Origin of the sequence: Mycobacterium colombiense (assembly GCF_001665835.1) — a bacterium.
GTDB classification, from domain to species: Bacteria; Actinomycetota; Actinomycetes; order Mycobacteriales; family Mycobacteriaceae; genus Mycobacterium; species Mycobacterium colombiense_A.
On sequence record NZ_LZSX01000098.1, the window covers coordinates 7,465 to 34,433 of the forward strand.

1 protein-coding gene (running past one end of the window) is annotated in these 26,969 nt (G+C 71.1%); it reads right to left on the reverse strand.

From position 1 onward, the window contains the following. Positions 1-26,969, reverse strand: the 3' portion of a protein-coding gene (locus tag A5760_RS23875) for a non-ribosomal peptide synthetase (protein WP_064885440.1). The gene runs 4,348 nt beyond the window's last position; 26,969 of the gene's 31,317 nt are visible here — the last part of the coding sequence; its start codon lies off the right edge, out of view; its stop codon occupies positions 1-3.

Consider the following 26,969-nt stretch of genomic DNA (forward strand, 5'->3'; position numbering starts at 1 on the left):
TCATGGCTTCCTGGGCAGCTCGTCGTCGCCGGACGCGGCGTTGAACCGTTCGTGCGGGGCCAGTTCGCGACGCCGCTCCGCGCGGAGCAGACGCCGGAGCTGTTCGCCGTACATCTCGACCGAGTCGTCGGTCAGCATCTCGTTGTGCGTGGAGTCCACCGCGAACGTCAGGACGTCACCGGAGGCGTATGGCTCCCAGGATCGGGCCAGCAGCGAACAGCGATCGCTTTGATCCCGCACCGCGGAGAAGACGGTGAGGTCACCGTCGAAGAGCCTCGGTTCGTGCAGCCGGTACAGCTCGATGTTGTCGTTGAGGTTCCCGACCAGCAAATCGACGAGCTGTTGGTGCCGGGATATGTCCGCGACCCCCGACTCGCGCAGCAGTTCGGCCAACTGCTCGTCGGTGGGCGGGCCGGTATGCGCGTCGGTGCTGATGTTGTAGGCCCGCAGGACGTCGTCGAGCACCTGCTGCTCGCTGAGCGCGTGCTCCGGCAGGGCGATGCCGTCGTCGATGCTGGGTTGCGCGTCGAGCAGGATCAGGCGCCCGATCACGGAACCGCGGCGCTGCAGCTCGATGGCTATCTCGTGGGCGACGACGCCGCCGAACGACCAGCCCACGATGTTGTAGGGCCCGCCGGGATAGACCTCCTGGATCCGGTCGGCGTACAGCTCGGCGAGTTCGCGGATGGACCGCGGTGCGGCCTGGTCGGCCTGCGGGATTTGCTGGATGCCGAATATCGCGCAGTCCACGTACTTCCCGAGAACCTGGTACGGCCAGCTCACCCCGCCGGCCGGGTGGATGCAGAACAGCGGCACTCCGGACCCTTCCTTCAGGGTCTGCACCGGAACCACCTCGTCGGCATCCGCCGCCTCGGCCTGCAGCCGTTCGCTCAGCGCCTTGACGGTGGGCGCGTCGAACAAGGTGCGTACCGCCAGGTCAACGCCCAATCCGGCGTTGATCGCGGCGACCACGCGCATCGCCGAAATGCTGTCGCCGCCCAGATCGAAGAACGAGTCGTCGACCCCCACCAGGTCGGCACCGAGCACCTGTGCGTAGATGTCCGCCAGGGCCCGCTCCGTCGCCGTGGACGGGGCCCGGTACCCGCTGCCGGTGTACTGCGCCGCCGGCAGGGCCCGCGTATCGAGTTTGCCGTTGGGCGTCAACGGGAGCGCGTCGAGCGCGACCACCGCCGCCGGAACCATGTAGACCGGCAGCCGCCCGGCCAGCGCGGTGCGCGCCTCGTCCGGGTCGGCGGTCCCGGTGATGTACCCGACCAGACGCTTGACGCCGGGCTGGTCCTCGCGCGCGATCACCACGGCCTGGTCGACCTCGTCGAGCGCCGCCAGCGCGGCCTGGACCTCGCCGAGTTCGATGCGGTAGCCGCGGATCTTGACCTGCTCGTCGGCGCGGCCGAAGTACTGCAGCTGCCCGTCGGCGTCCCAGCAGACCAGGTCACCGGTGCGATACATGCGCATTCCCGACGCCCCGAACGGGCACGCCACGAACCGCGACGCCGTCAGCCCGGGCCGTCCGACGTACCCGGCGGCCACGCCGTCGCCGGCCACATACAACTCGCCGACCACACCCGCGGGCACCGGCCGCAACCACGGGTCGAGCACGAACAGGGCCGCGCCGTCCACCGGCGACCCGATCGGCGGCGTCCCGGAACCCCGCGTCAGCGGGGCGCTGATCGCCACGCACATGGTGGTCTCGGTCGGGCCGTAGGCGTTGATCATCACGCGCCCCGGCGCCCACCGGTCCACCACCTCGGCCGGGCAGGCCTCGCCCACCACTGCCAGCGACAGCGAATCCAGGCCGTCGGGCGAGAGCATCGCGACCGCCGACGGGGTCTGGGTCAGCACGGTGACCTCTGCGTCGACGAGCAGGGCGTGGAAGTCCTTCGGCGAACGCGCCACCGACTCGGGCACCACGACCAGCCGCCCGCCGCGCAGCAGCGCGCCGAAGATCTCCCAGACCGAGACGTCGAAGGCGTACGAGTGGCTCTGCGTCCACACGCCCACCCGCGGCAGGCCCGCGTCCAGGGACTCCAGCAGCTGGGTCACGCTGCGGTGGGTGATGGCGACACCCTTGGGGACACCGGTGGTGCCCGAGGTGTAGATGACGTAGGCGATGTCGTCGGCCGGGGGTGCCGGCAGCGGCGTGGCCGCCTGGTCCTCGATCCGCGGGTCCTCGATGTCGATGACCGTCAGGCCGGACCCGTTCAGCCGCGACCGCAGGCCCGCCGAGGTGACGGCGGCGATCGGCGCGGAGTCGTCGAGCATGAAGCGGATCCGGGTGCCGGGCGCCGCCGGGTCGATCGGCAGGTAGGCCGCCCCGGTCTTGAGCACCGCCAGGATCGCCACGATCGCCTGCGCCGACCGCGAAAACAGCAGCGCCACAGACTCTCCCGGGCCCGCACCCTGCTCGGCGAGCAGGTGGGCCAGCCGGTTGGCGGCCTCGTCGACCTCACGGTAGGTCATCGACGTGCCGCCCCAGTTGATCGCCACCGCGTCGGGCCGGTCGGCGACCTGGGCGTCGAACATGGCGGGAATCGACGGCAGCGCGGGCAGCGGCCGGTCCAGCACCGCACGGTTGCCGATCTCGTCCAGTCGGGCGTGCTCCGGCGCGTCGAGCAGGTCCACCGCCGACAGCGGCCGGTCCGGGTCGGCGGTCATCGCCAGCAACACTCGCTCCAGCCGGTCGCCGAGCGCCGCGATGGTCGCCGTGTCGAAGACGCCGGTGTCGTACTCCACCCGCAGGCCCAGTTCCTGGCCGGACAGGGCGGCCTGCATCGTCAGCGGATAGTGGTTGCGCTCGAACATGTTGACGTCGGCGATCGCGAGTTCGTGGTCGACCGCCATCGCCGAGGCGTCCAGCGGGTAGTTCTCGTAGGCGAACAGGGTGTCGAAGAGCTTCTCGTGACCGGTGATCCGGTGCATCTCGCTCAGCGACAGGTGCTGATGGTCGAGCGTCGCGGCGTGACCGCGCTGCAGCTGGCCGAGCAGCTCGGTCGTGGTGGTCGCCGCCGTCATGCTTGCGCGCACCGGGACGGTGTTGATCATCAGACCCACCATCGATTCGGCGCCGACGACCTCGGCCGGCCGGCCCGACACGGTGGTGCCGAAGGCGACGTCGTGCTGGCCGGTCAGCCAGGCCAGCAGCTGCGCCCATGCGGCCTGCAGCACGGTGCTGACCGTGGTGTGGCTGGAGCGGGCCAGCTCGCTGAGCGCCCGGGTGGTGTCCTCGGACAGCGCGAACGATTGCACGCCGCGGGTGCCGAACTCCCGCTGTTGCGGCGGCCCGACCAGCGTCGGGCTGTCGAGGCCGTCCAGCACCTCACCCCACGCCGCGCGCGCGGCGCCGAGGTCGCGGTCGGCCAGCCAGGTGACGAACCTGCGATACGGCGCGGGCGCGGGCAGCCGCTGCCCGGTGTAGCAGGCGAACGTCTCGTTCAGCAGGATCGGCACCGACCAGCCGTCGAGCACGATGTGGTGGATGGTAAGGACCAGCCGGTGCCGGTCGTCGTCCGTGTGCACCAGCGCCGCGCGGACGGCGGGCTGGTCGGCCAGGTCGTAGACCGCGGCGCGCTCGGCGGCGCACAGCCGCCGGATCTTCTCCTCGGGTTCGCTGCCGTTCGGCTTGAACTCGAGGTACCGCCACACCATCGCGGGATTCGCCGGGATGATCTGGACCGGCTCGTCGAACTGGTCGCAGAATCGGGCCACCAGGTGCGGGTGCCGGCCGACCACGGTGTGCATCGCGTCGCGCAGCCGGTCGGCGTCCAGCGGGCCGGTCAGGGTGAGATCCAGCTGCACGACGTAAAGGTGGTCGTCGTTGCCCCGCGTGGTGTCGGCGTGGAAGAGCAGCCCCTCCTGCAGCGGGGTCAGCGGCAGCACGTCGGCGACCCGCAGCCGCCGCTCGAGCTCGTCGATCTGCCGCTGGTCCAGGCGGGCCGGGAGGATGTCCGACGGGGTCAGTCCGCCGCCACCGGAGCGCACGTGGGCGCAGATGCCGGCCAGGGCCTCGAACCACAGCCGGCTCAGCCGGGCGACCTGCTCGCGGTCCAGCGCCGAGGCCGCCCACGTCCAGTTGGCGTGCAGCTGCGGGCCTTCCGCGGTGTCCATGGTGCCGGCGTTGAGGTCCACGGTGTGCATCAGCGGCATGGGCACCGCGGTGCTGGTGGCGGTGGCCGACGAGCCGTCGGTGCTGATCCGCCACAGCTCGTCGGAGAGCTCGGCGGCCGCGCCGCCCAACCGGCCCAGGTAGTTGAACCCGATCGCCGGGTCGGCGCCGTCCAGGTCGACCTCGGTGTTCAGGTAGCGCAGCAACCCGTAGCTCAGCGGATCCGGCAGCGCGCGCAGTTGCTCCTTGGCGTCCTTGACCAGCGCGCCCAGGATCGGCGCACCGGCCGTGACCTGCGCCCAGGACAGCCCGCCGACGTTCAGCGCGACCGGGTACTTGGTGGTGAACCAGCCCACGGTGCGGGACAGGTCCACTCCGGGCGCCAGCTCTTCGTGGCGGCCGTGGCCCTCGACGTCGATGCCTATGGGGGTGCCGACCCCAAGGTGGGGGCCCAGGAATTCGGCCCAGGCCAGCGCGAACCCGACCAGCAGGATGTCGTTGATGCCGGCGTGGAATGCGGCCGGCGCCTCGCCGAGCAGCGTGCGGGTGGTCTTCGCGTCCAGCGTCACCGACATGTTCTCGGCGGTCTCGTAGGTGTCGACTTCGGGCCGCACCGCCGGCAGGGCGGCCGCCGTCGCGGCTACCTGCCGCCAGGCGTCGGCCTGCGCGACCACGGCCGGCGACGACGCGTGCTCTGCGAGCAGCGCCGACCACCGGGCGAACGACGTTCCGCCGGCGGGCAGCGCGATCGGCTGCCCGTGGTGGTACTGGCCCCAGGCGACGTTCAGATCTTCCAGCAGCACTCGCCAGGACACCCCGTCGACGGCCAGGTGGTGAACGATCAGCACCAGCTGGCTGGTGGAGGCCACCCACAGCGCGCTGAGCATCACCCCGGCGGCCGGGTTCAGCCGCGACCGCGCCTCGATGATCGCCGCGTCGGACAGCTCCTCGACGGCGTGCACGCGCTGCGCCGCGTCGACCGAGCCCGGCTCGGGCACCGTCAGCGACCATTCGCCGGCCCCCCCAGCTGAACTGTCGTCGACCCGCAGCCGCAGCATCGCGTGCCGGTCCAGCAGGGCCTGCAACACCGTCACCACGTCGGCCTCGGTGACAGCGGCTGGGGCCTGCAGCACCATCGTCTGGTTGAACTGATCGACGGGGCCGTCGACGCTGTGCAGCCAGCGGATGATCGGTGTGGCGGCGACGTCGCCGACGCCCTCGTCGGCCACGCCGTATTCACCGTCGGTCACGCCGGCCACCCGGGCCAGCCGGGCCACGGTCTGCTCGGTGAAGATGTCGCGCGTCCGCAGCACCAGCCCGGCGGCCCGCGCCCGGGTCACCACCTGCATCGAGGAGATGCTGTCGCCACCGAGGTCGAAGAAGGAGTCGTCGATGCCGACCCGGTCTACGCCCAGGACCTGGGCGTAGATGCCGGCCAGGGTCTCCTCGACGGGGGTGCCGGGTGCGCGATACCGGTTGACGTCGCGGTATTCGGGTGCGGGCAGGGCCCGCACGTCGAGCTTGCCGTTGGCCGTCAGCGGCAGCGCGTCGAGCGCCACGATGGCGGCCGGGACCATGTAGGCCGGCAGGTGATCGGCCAGCCGGGTGCGGATCTCGACCGGGTCCGCTCCCCCGGTGATGTAGCCGACCAGGCGCTTGTCCCCGGGCCGGTCCTCGCGGGCGATGACGACGCCCTGCTCCACGCCGTCCAGCGCGGACAGCGCCGAGCGCACCTCGCCGAGTTCGATGCGGTAGCCGCGGATCTTGACCTGCTCGTCGGCGCGGCCCAGGTACTGCAGCTGCCCGTCGCCGCCCCAGCGCACCAGGTCGCCGGTGCGGTACATGCGCGAACCGGGCGCCCCGAACGGGCAGGCCACGAAACGCGACGCGGTCAGCTCGGCGCGGCGCCAGTAGCCGACCGCGACGCCGCCGCCGGCCACATACAGCTCGCCGACCACGCCGTGCGGCACCGGCCGCAGGGATTCGTCCAGGACGAACGCGGCGGCCCCGGGCACCGGGGAGCCGATGGGCACTGGCCCCGTAGTGGGCGATCCCGCCTGCAGCGGGGCGCTGACCGCGGCGTACACCGTCGCCTCGGTGGGGCCGTAGGCGTTGATCATCGCGCGGCCCGGCGCCCACCGGTCGACCAGCTCGGTCGGGCAGGCCTCACCGGCGACCACCAGTGCCGCGGACTCGAGGCCCTCGGGCGACAGCACGTCGGCCGCGGACGGGGTCTGGCTGATCACGGTGACCTCTTCGGCGACCAGCAGCGCGTGGAAGTCGTCCGGCGACCGGACCGCGGAGTCGGGGATGACCACCAGGCGCCCGCCCTGCAGCAGCGCGCCGAAGATCTCCCAGACCGAGACGTCGAAGGCCAGCGAGTGCCACTGCGACCAGACGCCCTCGCGCGGCAGGCCGGACTCCCCCGATGCCAGCAGCTGCGCGACGTTGCGGTGCGCCACGGCAACGCCTTTGGGGACGCCGGTGGTGCCGGAGGTGTAGATCAGGTAGGCGATGTCGTCGGCGTTCGGCGTCGGCAACGGGGTCGACGGCTGGGCGTCGACGGCGGGGGCCCCAATATCACCGACGTCGAGGACGACGACGTGATGGCCGTATAGCCGCTCCGCCAGGTCGGCGGTGCTGATCGCGACCATCGGCGCGGCGTCGGCGAGCATGAACCCGATCCGCTCGGCCGGCAGCCCCGGGTCGATCGGCAGGTAGGCCGCCCCGGCCTTGAGCACGGCCAGGATCGACACGATCGCCTCGGCCGAACGCGGGAACAGCAGCGCGACCCGCTCGCCGCGGCTGACGCCCAGGCCGGCCAGGCGGTGGGCCAGGCGGTTGGCGGCCTCGTCGAGCTCGCGATAGGTCCACGAGCGGTCGTCGCAGCGCAGCGCCACCGCGTCCGGGGTGCGCGCCACCTGCTTGGCGAACAACGCCGGCACCGACGCGTTGGTGGTGGCGGGCGCGGTCAGCGCCGCGCGGTTGCCGAGGGCGTCCAGGCGGGCGTGCTCGCGTCGGTCGAGCAGATCGACCGTCGACAGCGCGCGGGTGGGATCGGCCGTCATCGCCTCCAGGACGCGCTGCAGGCGCCCGATCAGCGTCCGGATGGTCTCCGCGTCGAACACGTCGGTGCGGAACTCCACCCGCCCGCCGATACCGGCGGGCTCGTTGTCCTCGGCCCAGCGCTCGGCCAGCGAGAACACCAGATCCATGCGGGCGACCTGGGTGTCCAGCGGTATCGACGTGACCTGGACGTCGCCCAGCGACAGCCCGGCGCCCGGTTCGCTGTCCTGCCCGGCGAAGTTCTGCCAGGCCAGCATCACCTGCACCAGCGGGTGATGCGTCAGGCTCCGGGTCGGGTTGACCCGCTCCACCAGCACCTCGAACGGCACGTCCTGATGCTCGAAGGCCTCCAGGCTGCGCGTGCGCACTCGGGTCAACAGCTCGGTGAAGCTCGGATCGCCGGCCAGGTCGACCCGCAGCACCAGGGTGTTGACGAAGAAGCCGACCAGGTCCTCGAGCGCGGGGTCGCGCCGGCCGGCGATCGGGAAGCCGACCGCTACGTCTTTGCTGGCGCTGATCTTGGACAGCAGCACCGCCAGGGCGGCCTGCACCACCATGAAGCTGGTGGAGTTGTACTCGCGGGCCAGCCCCGCGACCTGCTGTTGCAGGTCGGCCGGCCAGTCCACCTCGACGGCCGCACCGCGCTGGTCGGCGATCGGCGGGTAGGGCCGGTCGGTGGGCAGCTGCAACTGCTCCGGCATGCCGGCCAGCGCGTCCTGCCAGTAGGCCAGCTGCCCGGCGATGCGGCTGCCGCTGTCGGCGAGCTCGCCGAACTGTGCACGCTGCCACAGCGTGTAGTCGACGTACTGCACGGCCAGCGGCTCCCAGTCGGGGGCGCGCCCGGCACACCGGCTGGCGTACGCCATGCCCAGGTCGCGGACCAGCGGCCGCAGCGACCAGCCGTCCGCGGCGATGTGGTGCACGACGGCGACCAGCACGTGCTCGTCGTCGTCGACGCGGAACAGCGAAGCGCGCAACGGGATCTGGGTGGCCAGGTCGAAGGTCTCGCGAGCCGCGGCATCGATGGCCTCGCGCAGGCGGCTCGCCGACCAGCCGCGGGCGTTGACGGTCCGCCAGCTGAGATCGGCTTGCTCGACCGGGACCACCACCTGCTGCGGCGTGTCGTCGGTCGCGGCGAACACCGTGCGCAGGCTCTCGTGGCGGGCCACCACGTCGGCCAGCGCGGCGCCCAGCGCCTGGACGTCGAGGCGTCCGTGCATCCGCAGCGCCGCCGCCATGTTGTAGACCGGCGACGGTCCCTGCAGCTGGTCCAGGAACCAGAGCCGGCTCTGCGCGAAGGACAGCGGGATGACCGCCGGCCGCTCGCCCGCCACCAGCGGGTCGAGTCGGCCGGTGTCCTCGCCGACGCGCGGCGCCAGCTGGGCGACGGTGGGCGACTCGAAGATGACGCGGACCGGGATGCCGACGTCCATGGCGCTGTTGACGGCCGCGATCACCCGCATCGCGGAGATGCTGTCGCCGCCGAGGTCGAAGAAGGAGTCGTCGACACCGACTCGCTCGACCCCGAGCACGTGGGCGTAGATGCCGGCCAGGATCTCCTCGGTGGGTGTGGTCGGCGAGCGATACCCGGCCCCGGAGTATTCGGGTGCCGGCAGGGCGCGGATGTCGAGCTTGCCGTTGAGGGTCATCGGCAGCGCGTCGAGCACCACCACCGCCACCGGGACCATGTAGCCGGGCAGCCGCTCGGCCAGCTGCGCGCGGGCCTCGGCGGGATCGGCGGCGCCGGTGATGTAGCCGACGAGGCGCTTGTCGCCGGGCCGGTCCTCGCGGGCGATGACGACCGCCTGGTCGACACCGTCCAGCGCGGCCAGGGCCGAGCGCACCTCGCCGACCTCGATGCGGTAGCCGCGGATCTTGACCTGCTCGTCGGCGCGGCCGAGGTAGTCCAGCTGCCCATCCGCGCGCCAGCGCACCAGGTCACCGGTGCGGTACATGCGCGAACCGGGCTCGCCGAACGGACAGGGCACGAACCGCGTCGCGGTCAGCCCGGGCCGGCGCACATACCCGTACCCGACGCCGCGACCGGCGACGTACAGCTCGCCGACCACTCCGGCCGCCACCGGTCGCAGCCACCCGTCCAGGACGAACAATGCCGTGCCGGGCACCGAGGAGCCGATCGGCGGCGCCCCCGTACCGGCGGCCAGCGGCGTGCTCATCGACGAGAAGATGGTCGCCTCGGTCGGGCCGTAGACGTTGACCATCGTCCGTCCCGGCGCCCAGCGGTCCACCAGCTCGGGCGGGCAAGGCTCGGCACCGATCACCAGCGCCGCGGACTCCAGGCCCTGCGGCGACAGCATCCGCACCGCCGACGGGGTCTGGCTCAGCACGGTGACCTTCTCGGCGACCAGCAGGGCGTGGAATTCCATGGGTGAGCGGGCCACCGAATCGGGCACCACGACAAGCCGGCCGCCGTGCAGCAGCGCGCCCCAGATCTCCCAGACCGAGAAGTCGAAGGCATACGAGTGGAACTGGGTCCACACCTGGTCTGCGGACAGCTGGACGCCGACGGCCGGAGCGTCGAACAGCCGGGTCACGTTGCGGTGGCTCACCGCCACGCCCTTGGGCAGACCGGTGGTGCCCGACGTGTAGATGATGTGCGCGACCTGTTCGGGGGCCGGCGCCGGCAGGGCCGTGCGGGGCTGGCGGGCCACGGCGCGGTCGTTGATGTCGACCACGATCAGGTCGTGGGCGCGCAGCTTGTCCGCCAGCGTCGCGACGGTGACCGCGGCCATCGGCGCGGTGTCGGTGAGCATGAACTCGATGCGCGCCGCAGGCAGCGCCGGGTCGATCGGCAGGTAGGCCGCACCGGTTTTCAGCACCGCCAGGATGGCCACGATCGCGTCGGCCGACCGGCCGAACAACAGCGCAACGGACTCGCCAGGGCCCGCACCACGCTCAATCAGCAAGTGCGCCAACCGGTTCGACTTCTCGTCGAGCTCCCGGTACGACATAGACCGGCCCTCGAAGGTCACCGCCGCGGCCCGCGGGCTGCGCGCCGCCTGCGCGGCGAACAACGCCGGGATGGACCCAGACGTGCCGGGCTGGGCCAGTACGGCCCGCTCGCCCCAGCCGTCCAGCCGGTCGTGTTCGGCGTCGTCGAGCACGTCGATCGAGGACAGTCGCCGCGCCGGGTCGGTGGTCATGACGACCAGCAGCCGCCGCAGCCGCTCGATCAGCGTTGCGATTCGTGCCGCGTCGAAGACGTCGGTGTCGTATTCGACCTGCAGGCGCAGTTCTTTGCCGGGCTGGGCCTGCACCGTCAGCGGGTAGTGGGTGGATTCCCGGCTGGTGATGTCGGTGACGGCCAGCTCCTGGTCGGCCGACAACGCGCTGGCATCGATCGGATAGTTCTCGTAGGCGAACAGGGTGTCGAACAGCTGGTCCTGGCCGGTGATGCGGTGAATCTCGTTGAGCGCCAGGTGCTGATGGTCCAGCGTGTGGTTGTACGCGCCCTGCAGTTGGTCGAGCAGCTCGGCGGTGGTGGTGGTCGCGGTGATGTTCGCCCGCACGGGCACGGTGTTGATGAGCAGGCCAACCATGGTGTCGGCGCCGGCGACCTCGGCGGGACGGCCCGACACGGTGGTGCCGAACACGACGTCGCCTTGGCCGGTCAGGCCGCACAGCAGTTGCGCGAAGGCGGCCTGCAGCACGGTGTTGACGGTGGTGTGGCGGGAGCGGGCCAGGTCGGTGATGGCCTGGCTGAGCTCGGCTGGCAGCGCGAACGACTCGACGCCCTGCGGCCCGAGTTCGGTGCGGTCCTGGGGGCCGACCAGGGCCGGCGCATCGAAGCCGGCGAACACCTCGGCCCAGGCCGTGCGGGCGGCGTCGATGTCCCGCTCGGCCAGCCAGTCGACGAAGCCGCGGTAGGGTGCGGCCGCCGGCAGCCGCTGGCCGTAGTAGCCGGCGAAGATCTCCCCCAGCAGGATCGGCATCGACCAGCCGTCCAGCACGATGTGGTGGTTGGTCAGCACCAGCCGGTAGCGGTCGGGTGCCGTGCGGACCAGCGCCACCCGGAAGGCCGGCTGCTCGGCGAGGTCGCCGCACACCGCGGCGCGCTCGGCGGCGCACAGCCGCTGAACCCGCGCGTCGGCGTCGGCGTCGGCGTCTCCGTCCAGCTCGACGTACTGCCAGGACGCCGCCGGGTCGGCCGGGATGATCTGGACGGGCTCGTCGTACCGGTCGCAGAACCGGGCCACCAGGTTGGGATGGCGGCCGATCATCGTCTGCACCGCGTCGCGCAGCCGGTCGGGGTCGAGCGGGCCGGTGATGCTGATGTCCAGCTGTCCCGCATACAGGTCGTCGGTCGCCTGCGCGGTGTTGGCGTGGAAGAGCAGTCCCTGTTGGACGGGGGTCAGCGCCAGCACGTCGGCGATGTGGTGTTGGCGCGCAAGCTGATCGATCTGCTGTTGGCTCAGGCGGGCGGGCGCGATGTCCGACGGCGTCAGGCCGCCGCCGCCGGAGCGCACGTGCGCGCAGATGCCGGCCAGGGCCTCGAACCACAGCCGGCCCAGCCGGGTGACCTGCTCGTCGTTCAGCGCAGAGGGCGCCCACGTCCAGTTGGCGTGCAGTTGCGGGCCGCCCTCGGCGTCGACGGTGACCGCGTTCAGCTCGACGGTGTGCATCAGCGGCATGGGGATCGCGGTCGCCGCGCGGGTGACCGACCAGCCGTCCGGCTCGGGGCGCCACATGTCGTCGGTGAGCTCGGCCGCACCGCCCTGGCGTCCCAGGTAGTTGAAGCCGATCGGCGGCTCCCCCGCGTCCAGGTCGACGTCGGTGTTCAGGTAGCGCAGCAGCCCGTAGCTCAGCGGATCCGGCAGGGCCCGCAGCTGTTCCTTGGCGTCTTTGAGCACCGCGCCCAGCGCGGCGCCGCCGGAAGCCACCTGGGCCCACGAAACACCTTGCACTGCAAGGGATACCGGGTATTTGGTGGTGAACCAGCCCACGCAGTGCGACAGGTCGACGTCGCGGCCCAGTTCCTCGTGGCGGCCGTGGCCTTCGACGTCGATGCCGATCGGCGCGCCGGGATCGCCGGCGAATTCCGCGCACGCCAGCCCGAACGCGATCAGCAGGATGTCTTGCACCCCGGCGTGGAACGCCGCCGGGACGTCACCGAGCAGCGTGCCGGTGGTCTCGGCGTCGAGCTCCATGGAGAGGTGTCCGGCCGTGGCGAAGGTGTCCACGTCGGGGCGCACCGCGGGCAACGCCGCGGGCGTTGAAGCCACCCGCTTCCAGGTGTCGGCCTGATCCACCACGTCCGGATGGTGCGCGTGTTCGGCCAGCTGCGACGACCACCGGGCGAACGAGGTGCCCGCCATGGGCAGCGCCACGGGCTGCCCGCTGTGATGCTGAGCCCAGGCAATATTCAAGTCCTGCAACAGGATTCGCCAGGACACGCCGTCGACGCCCAGGTGGTGCACGATCACCACCAGTTGGCGGGTGGTGTTCGCCCACACCGCGCTGAGCATCACGCCGGCGGCCGGGTTCAACCGGGACCGCGCCTCGATGACGGCCTCGTCGGACAGTTCGTCCACCGCGTGCAGGCACGCGCGAGCATCCACCGAGCCGGGCTCGGGCACCGTCAGCGACCAGCCGGTGGCCGCGTCCTTGTCGACGTGCAGCCGCAGCATGGCGTGGCGATCCAGCAGGGCCTGCAGCACCGTGACCACATCGGCCTCGCTGACCGCGGCCGGGGCCTGCACCAGCATGGTCTGGTTGAACTGATCAACCTGGCCGCCTGCGCTTTCCACGTCCTGCAGCCACCGGATGATCGGGGTGGCCTGCACCGGCCCGAGGCCCTCGTCGGCGACGGCGGATTCGGCGTCGACCACTTCGGCCACCCGGGCCAGCCGGGCCACGGTCTGCTCGACGAAGATGTCGCGCGTCTTGCACACCAGGCCAGCGGCCCGCGCCCGCGTCACCACCTGCATCGACGAAATGCTGTCGCCGCCCAGGTCGAAGAAGGAATCGTCGACGCCGACGCGCTCGAGGCCGAGCACCTGGGCGAAGATTCCGGCCAGAATTTCTTCAATGGCGTTGTCGGGCGCGCGATACCGGTCCGCGTCCTGGTAGTCCGGTGCAGGCAGGGCCCGGGTGTCGAGCTTGCCGTTGGGGGTGAGCGGCAGGGCCTGCATCACCACCACGGCGGTCGGGATCATGTACGCCGGCAGCCGCTCGGCCAGCGCGGCACGCACCGCGGCCGGGTCGGCGGTGCCGGTGACATAACCGACGAGCCGCTTGTCCCCGGGGCGGTCCTCGCGGGCCACCACGACCGCCTGCTCGACGCCGTCCACCCACGCCAGTGCCGCGCGCACCTCGCCGAGTTCGATGCGGTAGCCGCGGATCTTGACCTGCTCGTCGGCGCGGCCGAGGTAGTCCAGCTGCCCGTCCGCGCGCCAGCGCACCAGGTCACCGGTGCGGTACATGCGCGAACCGGGCTCGCCGAACGGGCAGGCCACGAAACGCGACGCGGTCAGGCCGGACCGCCGCCAGTAGCCGCAGGCCACCCCGGCGCCGGCCACGTACAGCTCGCCGACCACGCCCGGGGGCACCGGCCGCAGCCATTCGTCGAGCACGAACGACGCCGCGCCCGGTACCGGGGAGCCGATCGGCACCACGCCCGGTGACCCCGCCTCCAGCGGCGCGCTGATGGCGGCGTAGACCGTGGCCTCGGTGGGGCCGTAGGCGTTGATCATCGCCCGGCCCGGCGCCCACCGGTCCACCAGTTCAGACGGGCAGGCCTCACCGGCGACCACCAGCGTGACCGACTCCAGCCCGGTGGGTGAGAGCGCTCCGGCCGCGGACGGGGTCTGGCTGAGCACGCTGACCTGTTCGGCCACCAGCAGTGCGTGCAGGTCTTCGGGTGAGCGCGCGATCGATTCGGGCACCACGACCAGTCGGCCGCCGTGCAGCAGGGCGCCGAAGATCTCCCACACCGAGACGTCGAAGGCCAGCGAATGCCACTGCGACCACACGCCGGTGCGCGGCAGTCCCGAGTCGCCGGACGTCAGCAGCTGGGTGACGTTGCGATGTGTGACGGCAACGCCTTTGGGGACGCCGGTGGTGCCCGAGGTGTAGATCAGGTAGGCGAGGTTCTCCGGTCCCGGTGCCGGCAGCGCGGTGGTGGGCCGGCTGTCGATGGCGGGGTCGTTGACGTCGATCACCTTGACGTCGTGGCCGGCGAACCGCTCGGTCAGCTCCGCGGTGGTGATCGCGGCGATCGGGGCGGCATCGCCGAGCACGAATTCGACCCGCGACTCGGGCAGCGCCGGGTCGATCGGCAGGTACGCCGCCCCGGACTTGAGCACGGCCAGGATCGACACGATCGCCTCGACCGACCGCGAAAACAGCAGCGCCACAGTCTGTCCCGGAGCGGCGCCGTGCTCCACGAGGCAATGTGCCAACCGGTTCGACGCCTCGTCCAGCTCGCGGTAGGTCAGCGAATGCCCGTCGCAGACCAGCGCGACGGTGTCCGGGGTGCGGGCCGCCTGGGCGGCGAACAGCGCGGGGACGGAATCGGTGTGGCTCGCCGATCCGGTCAGCGCGGCGCGGTTGCCGATGTCGTCGAGCCGGGCGTGTTCGGCGTCGTCGAGCAGGTCGACCGACGAAACCGCCTGCGCGGGTTCGGTGGTGATCGCGAGCAGCACGCGCTGCAACCGGTCGATCAGCGCCCGGATGCTGGCCGCGTCGAAGACGTCGGTGCGGAATTCGACGGTGCCGCCGATTCCGTCGGGCTCGCCGCCGTCGGTCCAGCGCTCGCCCAGCGAGAAGGTCAGGTCCATGCGGGCGGTCTGGGTGTCCACCGGGATCGGCGTGACATCGACGTCGCCCAGGGACAGCCCGGCGGCGGGACCGCTGTCGTGCCCGGCGAAGTTCTGCCAGGCCAGCATCACCTGCACCAGCGGGTGATGCGTCAGGCTCCTGGTCGGGTTGAGCCGCTCCACCAGCACCTCGAACGGCACGTCCTGGTGCTCGTAGGCGGACAGGCTGCGCTGGCGCACCTGCGACAGCACCTCGGCGAAGGTGGGGTCACCGGCGACGTCGACGCGCAACACCAGGGTGTTGACGAAGAAGCCCACCAGCTCGTCGAGCGCGGGGTCGCGCCGGCCGGCGATCGGGAAGCCCACCGCCACATCGGGATTGGCGCCGATCTTGGACAGCAGCACCGTCAGCGCGGTCTGGACCACCATGAAACTGGTGGCGTTGTGCTGGCGCGCCACTTCGCCGACGCGTCGCTGCAACTCGGTCGGCCAGTCGATTTCGACCGTCGCACCGCGCTGGTCGGCCACCAGCGGGTAGGGCCGATCGGTGGGCAGCTGCACCCGCTCGGGCATCCCGGTCAGGGCGTCTTCCCAGTAGGACAGCTGGGCCGCGATGCGGCTGTTGCCGTCGTCCAGATCGCCGAATTGCGCGCGCTGCCACAGCGTGTAGTCGACGTACTGCACCGGCAGCGGCGTCCAGTCGGGGCGGCGCCCGGCGGCTCGGCTGGCATACGCCACCCCCAGGTCGCGTACCAGCGGGGTGATGGACATGCCGTCGGCGGCGATGTGGTGCACCACGGCCACCAGCACATGCTGGTCGTCGCGGAGCCGGAAAAGCCCGGCCCGCAACGGGATTTGCGCCGACAGGTCGAAGGTGTAGCGGGCCGTGTCGCCGATCGCCTCTTCCAGCTGGCTTGCCGACCAGCCGCCGGCGTCAACGACCTCCCAGCCGAAATCGGCCTTGTCCGCGCGGACTACCACCTGCTGCGGGGTCCCGTCGGGGGCCGCGAACAGGGTGCGCAGGCTCTCGTGGCGGGCCACCACGTCGCCCAGCGCCGCACCCAGCGCGTCGGCGTCGAGCCGACCGTCCAGCCGCAGCGCGGCCGCCATGTTGTAAACCGGTGAGGGACCTTGCAATTGATCGAGGAACCACAACCGGTTCTGCGCGAACGACAACGGGACGACCGCCGGCCGCTCACCGGCCGTCAACGGGTCCAGTCCGGTTCCGCCCTCGCCGATCCGGGGCGCCAGCTGGGCCACCGTGGGCGCCTCGAACACGACGCGCACCGCGAGGCCGGCGTCCAGGCTCGCGTTGATCGCGGCGATCAGGCGCATGGCGGAGATGCTGTCGCCGCCGAGGTCGAAGAAGGAGTCGTCGACGCCGACCCGCTCGACGTCGAGGATTTCGGCGTAGATGCCGGCCAGGATCTCCTCGGTGGGGGTTTCCGGGGCGCGGTATTCACCGGCGGTGTATTCGGGTGCCGGCAGGGCGCGGGTGTCGAGTTTGCCGTTGGCGGTCAACGGAAGTGCGTCGAGCGCCATCACCGCGGCCGGGACCATGTAGGCGGGCAGCCGTTCGGATAGCGCGGTGCGCACCAGGGTCGCGTCGGCGCCGCCGGTGACGTAACCGACGAGGCGCTTATCGCCCGGGCGGTCCTCGCGGGCGATGACGACGGCCTGGTCGACGCCGTCGAGTCCGGCCAGCGCGGACTGGATTTCACCGAGTTCGATGCGGTAGCCGCGAATCTTGACCTGTTCGTCGGCCCGCCCGAAGTACTGCAGTTGGCCGTCGGCGTTCCAGCGCACCAGGTCGCCGGTGCGGTACATGCGGGTGCCGGCTCCGCCGAACGGGCATGCAACGAAGCGCGCCGCGGTCAGGCCGGGCCGGCCGACATAGCCCGCGGCCACACCGGATCCGGCGACGTACAGCTCCCCGACGACACCGGGCGGCACCGGCCGCAACGACTCGTCGAGCACGAACAGCGCCGCCCCCGGCACGGGGGACCCGATCGGCACCGGCCCGTTGGCGGCCGAGCCCGGCGCCAGGGGCGCGCTGATGGTCACACACATGGTGGTCTCGGTCGGGCCGTAGGCGTTGACCATCACCCGACCGGGCGCCCACTGGTCCACCACCTCGGCCGGGCAGGCCTCACCGGCCATCACCAGCGACACGGACTCCAGGCCCTCCGGCGAGAGCAACGCCACCGCCGACGGGGTCTGGGTCAACACGCTGACTTCCTGGGCGACCAGGACGTCGTGCAGGTCTTGCGGTGAACGCGCAACGGATTCGGGCACCACGACCAACCGGCCGCCGCGCAGCAGGGCGCCGAAGATCTCCCACACCGAGACGTCGAACGCCAGCGAGTGGCTTTGCGACCACACCCCCGCCGCCGGCAGGCCGGCGTCCAGTGACCCCAGCAGCCGGGTCACGTTGCGATGAGTGATGGCAACGCCTTTGGGGACACCGGTGGTGCCCGAGGTGTAGATCAGGTAGGCGACACCGTCCGGCGTCGGCAGCGGCAGCCCCGTTTCGGGCAGGGTGTCGATGCGTCGATCGTCGACGTCGATGACGGGCACGCTGTACCCGTCGAACCGCCCGGCCAGGTCGGCGGTGGTGACCGCGACGACCGGCTTGGCATCGCCGAGCATGAACTCGATCCGGGTGTCCGGCGAGGAGGGGTCGATCGGCAGGTAGGCCGCCCCCGTCTTGAGCACCGCGAGGATCGACGCGATCGCCTCGGCCGAACGCGAAAACAGCAGCGCCACAGTCTGTCCCGGGCCGGCGCCGTGGTCCACGAGACAATGCGCCAACCGGTTCGACGCCTCGTCCAGCTCGCGGTAGGTCACCGACAGCCCCTCGCACACCAGCGCGACGGCGTCCGGCGCGGCGGCGACCTGGGTGGCGAACAGTTCGGGCACCGACGCGGGTGCGCTTCCCGGCCCGGTCAGAACGCCGCTGTTGCCAAGCTCTTTCAGGCGGGCGTGCTCGGCCTCGTCGAGCAGGTCCACCGACGACAGCAGGTGGGTGGGATCGGCGGTCATCGCCGTCAACACCCGCTGCAACCGCGCGATCAGCGTCTCGATGGTGGCCGCGTCGAACACGTCGGTGCGGAATTCGACCCGCCCGCCGATGCCGGCGGCCTCGCCGTCGGCATTCCAGCGCTCCGCGAGTGAGAACACCAGATCCATGCGGGCCGACTGGTCCGACACCGGCACGGATGTGACCTCGAGGTCGCCCAGCGCCAGACCGGCGGCCGGGTCGTCGTGCCCGGCGAAGTTCTGCCAGGCCAGCATCACCTGCACCAGCGGGTGATGCGTCAGGCTTCGGGCCGGGTTGACCCGCTCCACCAGCACCTCGAACGGCACGTCCTGGTGCTCGAATGCCGCCAGGCTGCGCGCCTGCACGCGCTCCAGCAATTCCTCAAAGGTGGGGTCGCCGGCCAGGTCGACCCGCAGCACCAGGGTGTTGACGAAGAAGCCGACCAGCTGGTCGAGCGCGGGGTCGCGCCGCCCCGCAATCGGGAAGCCCACCGCCACATCGGAACTCGCACCGATCTTGGACAGCAGCACCGCCAGGGCGGCCTGCACCACCATGAAGCTGGTCGCGTTGTGCTCCCGGGCCAGTCGGCGCACCTGCTCCTGCAACTCCGCCGGCCAGTCCACGACCACACTGTCGCCGCGCTGATCGGCCACCGGCGGATAGGGCCGATCGGTGGGCAACTGCAGCCGTTCGGGCATTCCGGCCAGCGCCTGCTCCCAGTAGGCCAGCTGGGTGCCGATGCGGCTGGTGCTGTCGTCGAGGTCGCCGAATTGGGCACGCTGCCACAGCGTGTAATCGATGTACTGCACCGACAATTCGGCCCATCCGGGGGCCTGCCCGGCGCACCGGCTGGTGTAGGCCACGCTCAAGTCGGCGCCCAGCGGCGTGAGCGACAACCCGTCCGCGGCGATGTGGTGCACCACGATCACCAGCACATGCTCGTCCTCGGCAACCGCGAAAAGCTGTGCTCGCATGGGGATTTCGGCTGCCAGGTCGAATGTGTAGCGGGTCGCCGCCTTGATGGCGTCGTCCAGCTGGCCCGCCGACCATGCGGTGGCGTCGACGACGTCCCAGCCGAATTCGGCGCGCTCGACGGGCATCACCACCTGCTGGGGGGTTCCCTCGCGCGCCGGGAACAGGGTGCGCAGGCTTTCGTGGCGACCCACCACGTCGGCCAGCGCCGCGCCGAGGGCCTCGGCGTCGAGCTGCCCGCGCAGCCGCAGCGCGGCCGCCATGTTGTACAGCGGTGAGGGGCCCTGGAATTGGTCGATGAACCACAACCGGTTCTGCGCGAACGACAACGGGACCACCGCCGGCCGCTCGCCGGCCACCAGCGGCTCCAGGCCGCCCGCGCTCTCCGCGACGCGCGGTGCCAGCTGCGCGACGGTGGGCGCCTCGAAGACGACGCGCACCGGAAGGTCGCTTTCCAGCGCGGCATTGATCGCGGTGACCAGGCGCATGGTGGACAATGAGTCGCCACCCAGGTCGAAGAACGAGTCGTCGACGCCGACGCGTTCGACATTGAGGACCTGGGCGTAGATGCCAACCAGGATTTCCTCGACCGCGGTGCTCGGGGCGCGGTAGTTGTCGACGGCCCGATAATCGGGCGCCGGCAGGGCGCGGGCGTCGAGCTTGCCGTTGACCGTGACGGGCAGCGCGTTGAGCACCACCACCGCGGCCGGGACCATGTAGGCCGGCAACCGCTCGGCCAGCGCGATGCGCGCCGGGCCGGGCTCCGCCGACCCGGTGACGTAACCCACCAGGCGCTTGTCGCCGGGACGGTCCTCGCGGGCGACGACGACGGCCTGCTCGACGCCGTCGAGCGCGGACAGCGCGGCCTGGATTTCGCCGAGTTCGATGCGGTAGCCGCGGACCTTGACCTGCTCGTCGGCGCGGCCGAAGTAGCGCAGCTGTCCGTCCGGGCCCCAGCAGACGAGGTCGCCGGTGCGGTACATGCGGGTGCCGGGCTCGCCGAACGGGCAGGCCATGAACCGCGACGCGGTCAGTCCGGGGCGACGCCAGTACCCGACGCCGACGCCTTGGCCGGCCAGGTACAGCTCGCCCACCACGCCGGCGGGCACCGGGCGCAGCCACTCGTCCAGCACGAAGAACGCCGCCCGGGTCACCGGCGAGCCGATCGGCGGGAATCCCGACCCGGCCTGCAGCGGCGTGCTCTTGCAGGCCCACATCGTGGTCTCGGTCGGGCCATAGACGTTGACCATCACCCGGTCCGGCGCCCAGCGGTCGACCAGTTCGGGTGGGCAGGGCTCGGCGCCGATCACCAGCGACGTCCCGTCCAGGCCGTCGGTGGGCAACAGTCCCACGGCCGAAGGGGTCTGGGTCAGCACCGTAACGCCCTCGCGGACCAGCAGGGCGTGGAACTCTTCGGGTGAACGCGACACCGAATCGGGCACCACGACGAGCCGCCCGCCGTGCAGCAGCGCACCCCAGATCTCCCACACCGAGAAGTCGAAGGCATAGGAGTGGAACTGGGTCCACGCCTGCTCGGCCGACAGGGCGAAGCCGAGGCGCAGGTCGTCGAACAGCTGCGCGACGTTGTGTTGGGTTACCGCAACGCCTTTGGGCACACCGGTGGTGCCGGATGTGTAGATGATGTGGGCCAGGTCGGTGGGCGCCGGGGCGGGCGGCGCGGTGCTGGGCTGTGCCGCGACCGCGGGATCGGCCACGTCGACGACGATCAGGTCGAAGCCGTCGAACTTGCCGGCCAGGTCGGCCGTGGTGATCGCGGCCATCGGGGCGGCGTCGGTCAGCATGAACTCGACGCGGGAAGCCGGCAGCGCGGGGTCGATCGGCAGATAGGCGGCCCCGGACTTGAGCACCGCCAGGATCGACACGATCGCCTCGGCCGAACGCGAAAACAGCAGCGCGACAAACTCTCCCGGGCCGGCGCCGCGGTCGACCAGGACGTGCGCCAATCGGTTGGCGGCCTCGTCGAGCTCGCGGTACGTCATCGACCGGTCCTCGAACGTCAGCGCCACCGCGTCCGGAGTGCGGGCCGCCTGCGCGGCGAACAGCCCCGCGACCGTCACGGGTTCCATCGGCTCGGCCAGGATGGCCTCGTTGCCCCACTTCGCCAGGCGGGCGTGCTCGGCGGAATCCAGCAGATCCACCGAGGACAACCGCCGCTCGGGCTCGGCGGTGACGGCCGTCAACAGTCGTTGCAATCGTTCGATCATCGCCTCGACCGTGTCCGCATTGAACACGTCGGTGCGGTATTCGGCCGTGACGGCGATGCCGGCGCGCTGACCGGACTCGGTGAACCGTTCGGCCAGGGAGAACGTCAGGTCCATGCGAGCGGTGTTGGTGTGCACCGGCATCGGCGTGACCTGCAGGTCGCCCAGGGCCAGCCCGGCCGCGGGGGTGCTGACCTCTCCGGGGAAGTTCTCCCAGCCCAGCAGCACCTGGATCAGCGGGTGGTGGGTCAGGCTTCGGGTGGGGTTGAGCCGCTCCACCAGCAGTTCGAAGGGCACGTCCTGGTGCTCGAAGGCGGCCAGGCTGCGCCGGCGCACCTGGGCCAGCAGCTCGGCGAAGGTCGGGTCCCCGGCCACGTCGACCCGCAGCACCAGGGTGTTGACGAAGAATCCGATCAGCTCGTCGAGCGCGGGTTCGGGGCGCCCGGCGATCGGGAAGCCCACGGCCACATCGTCACTCGCGCTCATCTTGGACAGCAGCGCGGCGAACGCGGCCTGAATCACCATGAAGCTCGTCGCGTTGTGCTCGCGCGCCACCCGGCGCAGCTGCTGCTGCAGCTCCGCCGGCCAGTCCACCGCCAGCCGGGCGCCGCGGTGGTCGGCGACCTGCGGGTAGGGCCGGTCGGTGGGCAGCTGCAGCCGTTCGGGCAGCCCGGCGAGGGTGTCGGCCCAGAAGTCGAGCTGCGCGGAGATGCGGCTGTCGGCGTCGTCCACGTCGCCCAGATGTGCGCGCTGCCATAGCGTGTAGTCGACGTACTGCACGGCCAGCGGCGCCCATGCGGGGGCCTCGCCCGCGCACCGGCTGGCATAGGCGATCCCGAGGTCACGCGCGAACGGGGCGATGGACATGCCGTCCGCGGCGATGTGGTGCACCGCGACCACCAGCATGTGTTCGTCGTCGCTGACGCTGAAAAGCTCTGTGTGCAGCGGGCTTTCGTTGGCCAGGTCGAAGGTGTAGCGGGCGGCGGCCGCCATGCCTTCGCGCAGCCGGTCCTCGGGCCAGCCGCGGGCATCGATGATGTCGCAGGCGAAGCCGATCCGCTCGGCGGGAACCACCACCTGCTGCGGGATGCCGTCGGCCGACGCGAACACCGTGCGCAGGCTTTCGTGGCGGCCCACCACGTCGGCCAGGGCCGCGGCCAGCGCGTCGGCGTCGAGGCGCCCGCGCAGCCGCAGCGCGACCGTGATGTTGTACATCGGTGAGGGGCCCTGGAACTGGTCGATGAACCACAGCCGGGTCTGGGCGAACGACAGCGGAATGACCGCTGGCCGCTCCCCCGCCACCAGCGGCTCCGGCCGATCGCCGTCGCCACCGGTAAGCAGCGCCAGCTCGGCGACCGTGGGCGCCTCGAAGACGGCCCGCACGCCGAGGTCGGCGTTGAGGCTGGTGTTGACCGCGGCGATCAGGCGCATCGCCGACAGCGAGTCTCCGCCGAGGTCGAAGAAGGAGTCGTCGACGCCAACCCGCTCCAGCCCGAGTACCTGCGCGTAGATGCCGACCAGGATCTCCTCGACGGCGGTGGACGGGCCGCGATACCGATCGGCGTCCTGGTACTCGGGCGCCGGCAGGGCCTTGCGGTCGAGCTTGCCCGAGGTGGTCATCGGGAATTCTTCAAGCGCCACAATGTGAGTCGGCACCATGTATTCGGGCAGCCATGCGCTCAGCCGGTCGCGCACCTCACCGATCTTGGTGTTGGTGCGGGGGTCGTTGGCGTGGCTGGTGCGTTTCTGGGCGCCGGCGGGCGGCAGGTAGACGTCGGTCAGCGCGGCGGCGTCGTGGTCGTCGGACGCGAGGAACACCGCGCTGAGGGTGCCGGGTCGGCCACCCCAGGTGACCGCGACGCGGTACCCCGCGGTCTCCCCGAGGCGATGCAGTTCCTCGGCGATGACGGCGTCGGCGCCGGTTTCAGCGTCGGCTTCGGCCAGCGCGTCGGCCAGGGGAAGCCCTGCGGCGAGCGCGTTTTCGACGGCGACGTCGGTGATCAGTCCGGTGCGCGGGATGTCGGTGACGCGGACGGCCGCGGGACGCTCGGAGGTCAGCGCGTCGTGCAGCCCGCGCAGGCTTTCGCACTGCGCCCAGGCCCAGGTGGGTTCGGCGGCCACCGAGCGGACGGGTGCGGGAGTCTTGTGCAGCACGACGTCGTAGCGGTGCTGGTTCAGTTCGTTGTCGGCCATTCCGCGCTTGATGCGGATGTCGACACCCACCGCGGACTCGCGCGAGTCGGCCCAGGTGGTGAAAAACTCTGGGGCCAAAAGCAATTCGGTTTCACCGAGCATCGCGTGACGCACCCGCTGGCGGATTTCTGTCGCGTTCGCGGCGCCGCCGCGAGCGAGCGCGATCGCGGTCTGGAACGCGCCCTGCAGCGTGTGGTTACGGATGTCACCGATGAACACCGAGCCGCCGGGGGCCAGCAGGCCCATCGCCTTGTCGATGACCTCGGCCAGGTATCCCGCGTTGGGGAAGTACTGCACGACAGAGTTGAGAATGACGGTGTCGAAGTGGCCCTGCGGCAGCCCGTCGGTGACATGGGCGGGCTGGGTCAGCAGCTCGACCCGGTCACGCCACGGCAGCTGCAGCTGCTCCATGGACCGGGCCAGGTTGTCGATCGCAACGGGCGAAAAGTCGGTCGCGACATACTGATCGCACTGCGGCGCGATCTGGGACAGCAGCAATCCCGAGCCGGCGCCGATCTCCAGCACGCGCCGCGGCCGCAGCGACATGATCCGATCGACCGTGGCGGCACGCCATTCGACCATCTCCTCGAGCGGGATCGCCTCGCCGGTGTAGCTGCTGTTCCAACCGCGGAAGTCCTCGCCGAATCCGGCCGCGAGGTCGGCGCCGTACAGGTCGTCGTAGAGGTGTTGCCACTCCTCGACGTCTTCGGCGTCTTGCCGGACGTCCCGGTCGGTGGTGGTGGCCTGATCCAGCGTCACGTAGGCGACCAGGTGCGAGCCGGTGGCGCTGTCCTGCACGGTGACGGCGGCCTGGGTGACCTGCGGGCAGGCCAGCAGGGTGTTTTCGATTTCGCCCAGTTCGATGCGCTGTCCGCGCAGTTTGATCTGGCTGTCGGCGCGGCCCAGGTAGTCCAGGGTTCCGTCGGGCATCCAGCGCACCAGGTCGCCGGTGCGATACATACGTGTTCCGGGCTCACCGGCCCTGCCAAATGGGTTGGCCACGAACCGTTCCGCGGTCAGGTCTACCCGGCCCACATAGCCGTGGCCCAAGGCCGGTCCGCTCAGGTACAGCTCGCCCACCACGCCGACCGGAACCGGGTTCAGCCAGGTGTCGAGCACCCGGGCGCACACGCCCGGAATGGGGGCGCCGATGCGGACGGGTTGCCCGGCGTGCAGCCGGGCGCAGGTGACCCAGATGGTGGTCTCACTCGGGCCGTAGCCGTTGAACATCTGGCGATCCGGCGCCCAGGCGTCTACCAGCTCCGGCAGGCAGGCCTCTCCGACTGCGATCAGCGTCTGCAGCCCGTCCAGGCGCGCACGATCCAGCGTCGACACCACGGTCGGGGTCAAGATGGCGGCGGTGACCCGCTGGTTTTGCAGCAGCGCGGTCAGCGCGTCACCGGCGTATACCTGTGGCGGCGCCACCACGAGCGCCGCACCGGATCCCGCGGCCAGCAACAGTTCTCCGACCGATGCGTCGAAGGTGGGCGAGGCGACCATCAGCACGCGTGCGCCGGCGTCCAGGCCGAACAGCTCGCGTTGGGCCGCGGCCCAGCCCAGCAGGCCTGTGTGGCTCACCGCCACGCCCTTGGGGACACCGGTGGAACCCGAGGTGAAGATCAGATACGAGGTGTCGCCCGCGCGCAGCGGTGACAGCCGATCGGCGTCGGTGATCTCCTGCGTGGGATACCCGGACAGGTCGAGGCCGTCGATGCGCACGATCGGGCGCGCGCCGGCGCCGGCGACTTCGTCGGTGCCGCAGGTCAATACGCACACCGCGTCCACGGCGTCCAGCACCGAGGCGATGCGCTCGACCGGGTGGTCCAGATCCACCGGCGCATAGATGCCGCCGGCCTTGACCACCGCCCACCAGGCGACCACCAACTCGGCGCACCGGTCAACCGCGACGCCGACGGCGCGCTCCGGCCCGGCACCGGCGTCGATCAGCTTGCGCGCCAAGCGGGTTGACCACTCGTCGAGTTCGCGATACGTCAATTCCCGCGTGCCGTCGACCACCGCAGGCGCGTCGGCGTCGGCGGCCACCACCTCGGCCAGCAGCTGCGGGGCCACCCCGACCGGTGCCGCCACGCCGGCGCCGGACAGCTGGTCCAGCACCAACTCGCGGTCGTCACGGTCCAGCAGGTCGATCGATGACAGCCGCCGGCCGGGGTCGGCCGTCATCGCCACCAGCACGCGCTGCAGTCGCTCGACGAGCGATCCGATGCCGGCGGCGTCGAACACGTCGGTGTCGAATTCGATGTGCAGGCCGAGTTCGCGGCCCGGCAGGGCCTCCACCGTCAGCGGGTAGTGGTTGTACTCCCGGTTGCTGAATTCGGCGATGGCCAACCCGTCTTCGCCCAGCGTCATGCCGCTGGCGATCGGGTAGTTCTCGTACACGAACAGCGTGTCGAAGAGTTGGTCGTGGCCGGTGACGCGGTGAATCTCGCTGAGCGCCAGGTGCTGGTGCTCGAGGGCGTCGTTGTGGCTGTTCTGCAACTGCGCCAACAGGTCTGCGGTCGTGGTGGTCGCCGTGATGTCGGCGCGCACCGGCACAGTGTTGATGAGCAGCCCGACCATCTGTTCGGCGTCGTCGACCTCCAGCTGCCCCACCCTGGACCGCGGGGTGCCGAAGACGACGTCGTGCTGACCGGTCAGCGAGGTCAGCACCAGCGCCCAGGCGGCCTGCAGCACGGTGCTCAAGGTGGTGTGGCAGGAGCGCGCCAGCTCGGTGAGGGCCGCGGTGGTTTGCTCAGGCACGCAAGACTTTTCGAAGCCCCGGCTGCCTTGCCCCAGTTGTCCTTCCGGTGCGACCAGGGTGGGAGTTTCGAAGCCGTGCAGCACCTCACCCCAGGCCTCGCGGGCCGCGTCGAGGTCTCGAGCGGCCAGCCAGGTGAGGAACGCCCGGTAGGAGCCGGCCGCGGGCAGCCGCTGGCCGTAGTAGCTGGTGAAGATCTCGCGCAGCAGGATCGGCAGCGACCAGCCGTCGAGCAGGATGTGGTGATTGGTCAGCACGAACCGGTGCCGACCGTCCGCGGTCCGGATCAGCGCGGCACGGAACGCCGCCTGGCCGGCGAGGTCGCAGACCGCGGCGCGTTCGGACACGCACAGCTGCTCGATCAGCTCGTCGGCCTCGGCGTCGCCGATTCCGTCGAGTTCGAGGTAGCGCCACTCGACGACCGGATCGGCCGGGATGATCTGCACCGGCTCGTCGTACTGCTCGCAGAACAGCGCCGCCAGGTGCGGGTGCCGGTTGACGACGGCGTGCACCGCGTCGCGCAGGCGGTCGGGGTCCAGCGGTCCGGTGAGGGTGAAATCCAGTTGCACCGCGTACATGTCGTCGCTGCCCTGCGCGGTGCTGGAGTGGAAGAGCAAGCCCTGCTGCAACGGGGTCAGCGGCAGGATGTCGGCGATGTGGTGTTGGCGCTGCAGCTCATCGATCTGCTGCTGGCTCAGGCGGGCCGGCGCGATGTCCGACGGGGTCAGGCCGCCCCCACCGGAACGCACGTGCGCGCACACCCCGGCCAGGGCCTCGAACCACAGCTGGCTCAGCCGGGTGATCTGACTGGCGTCAAGAA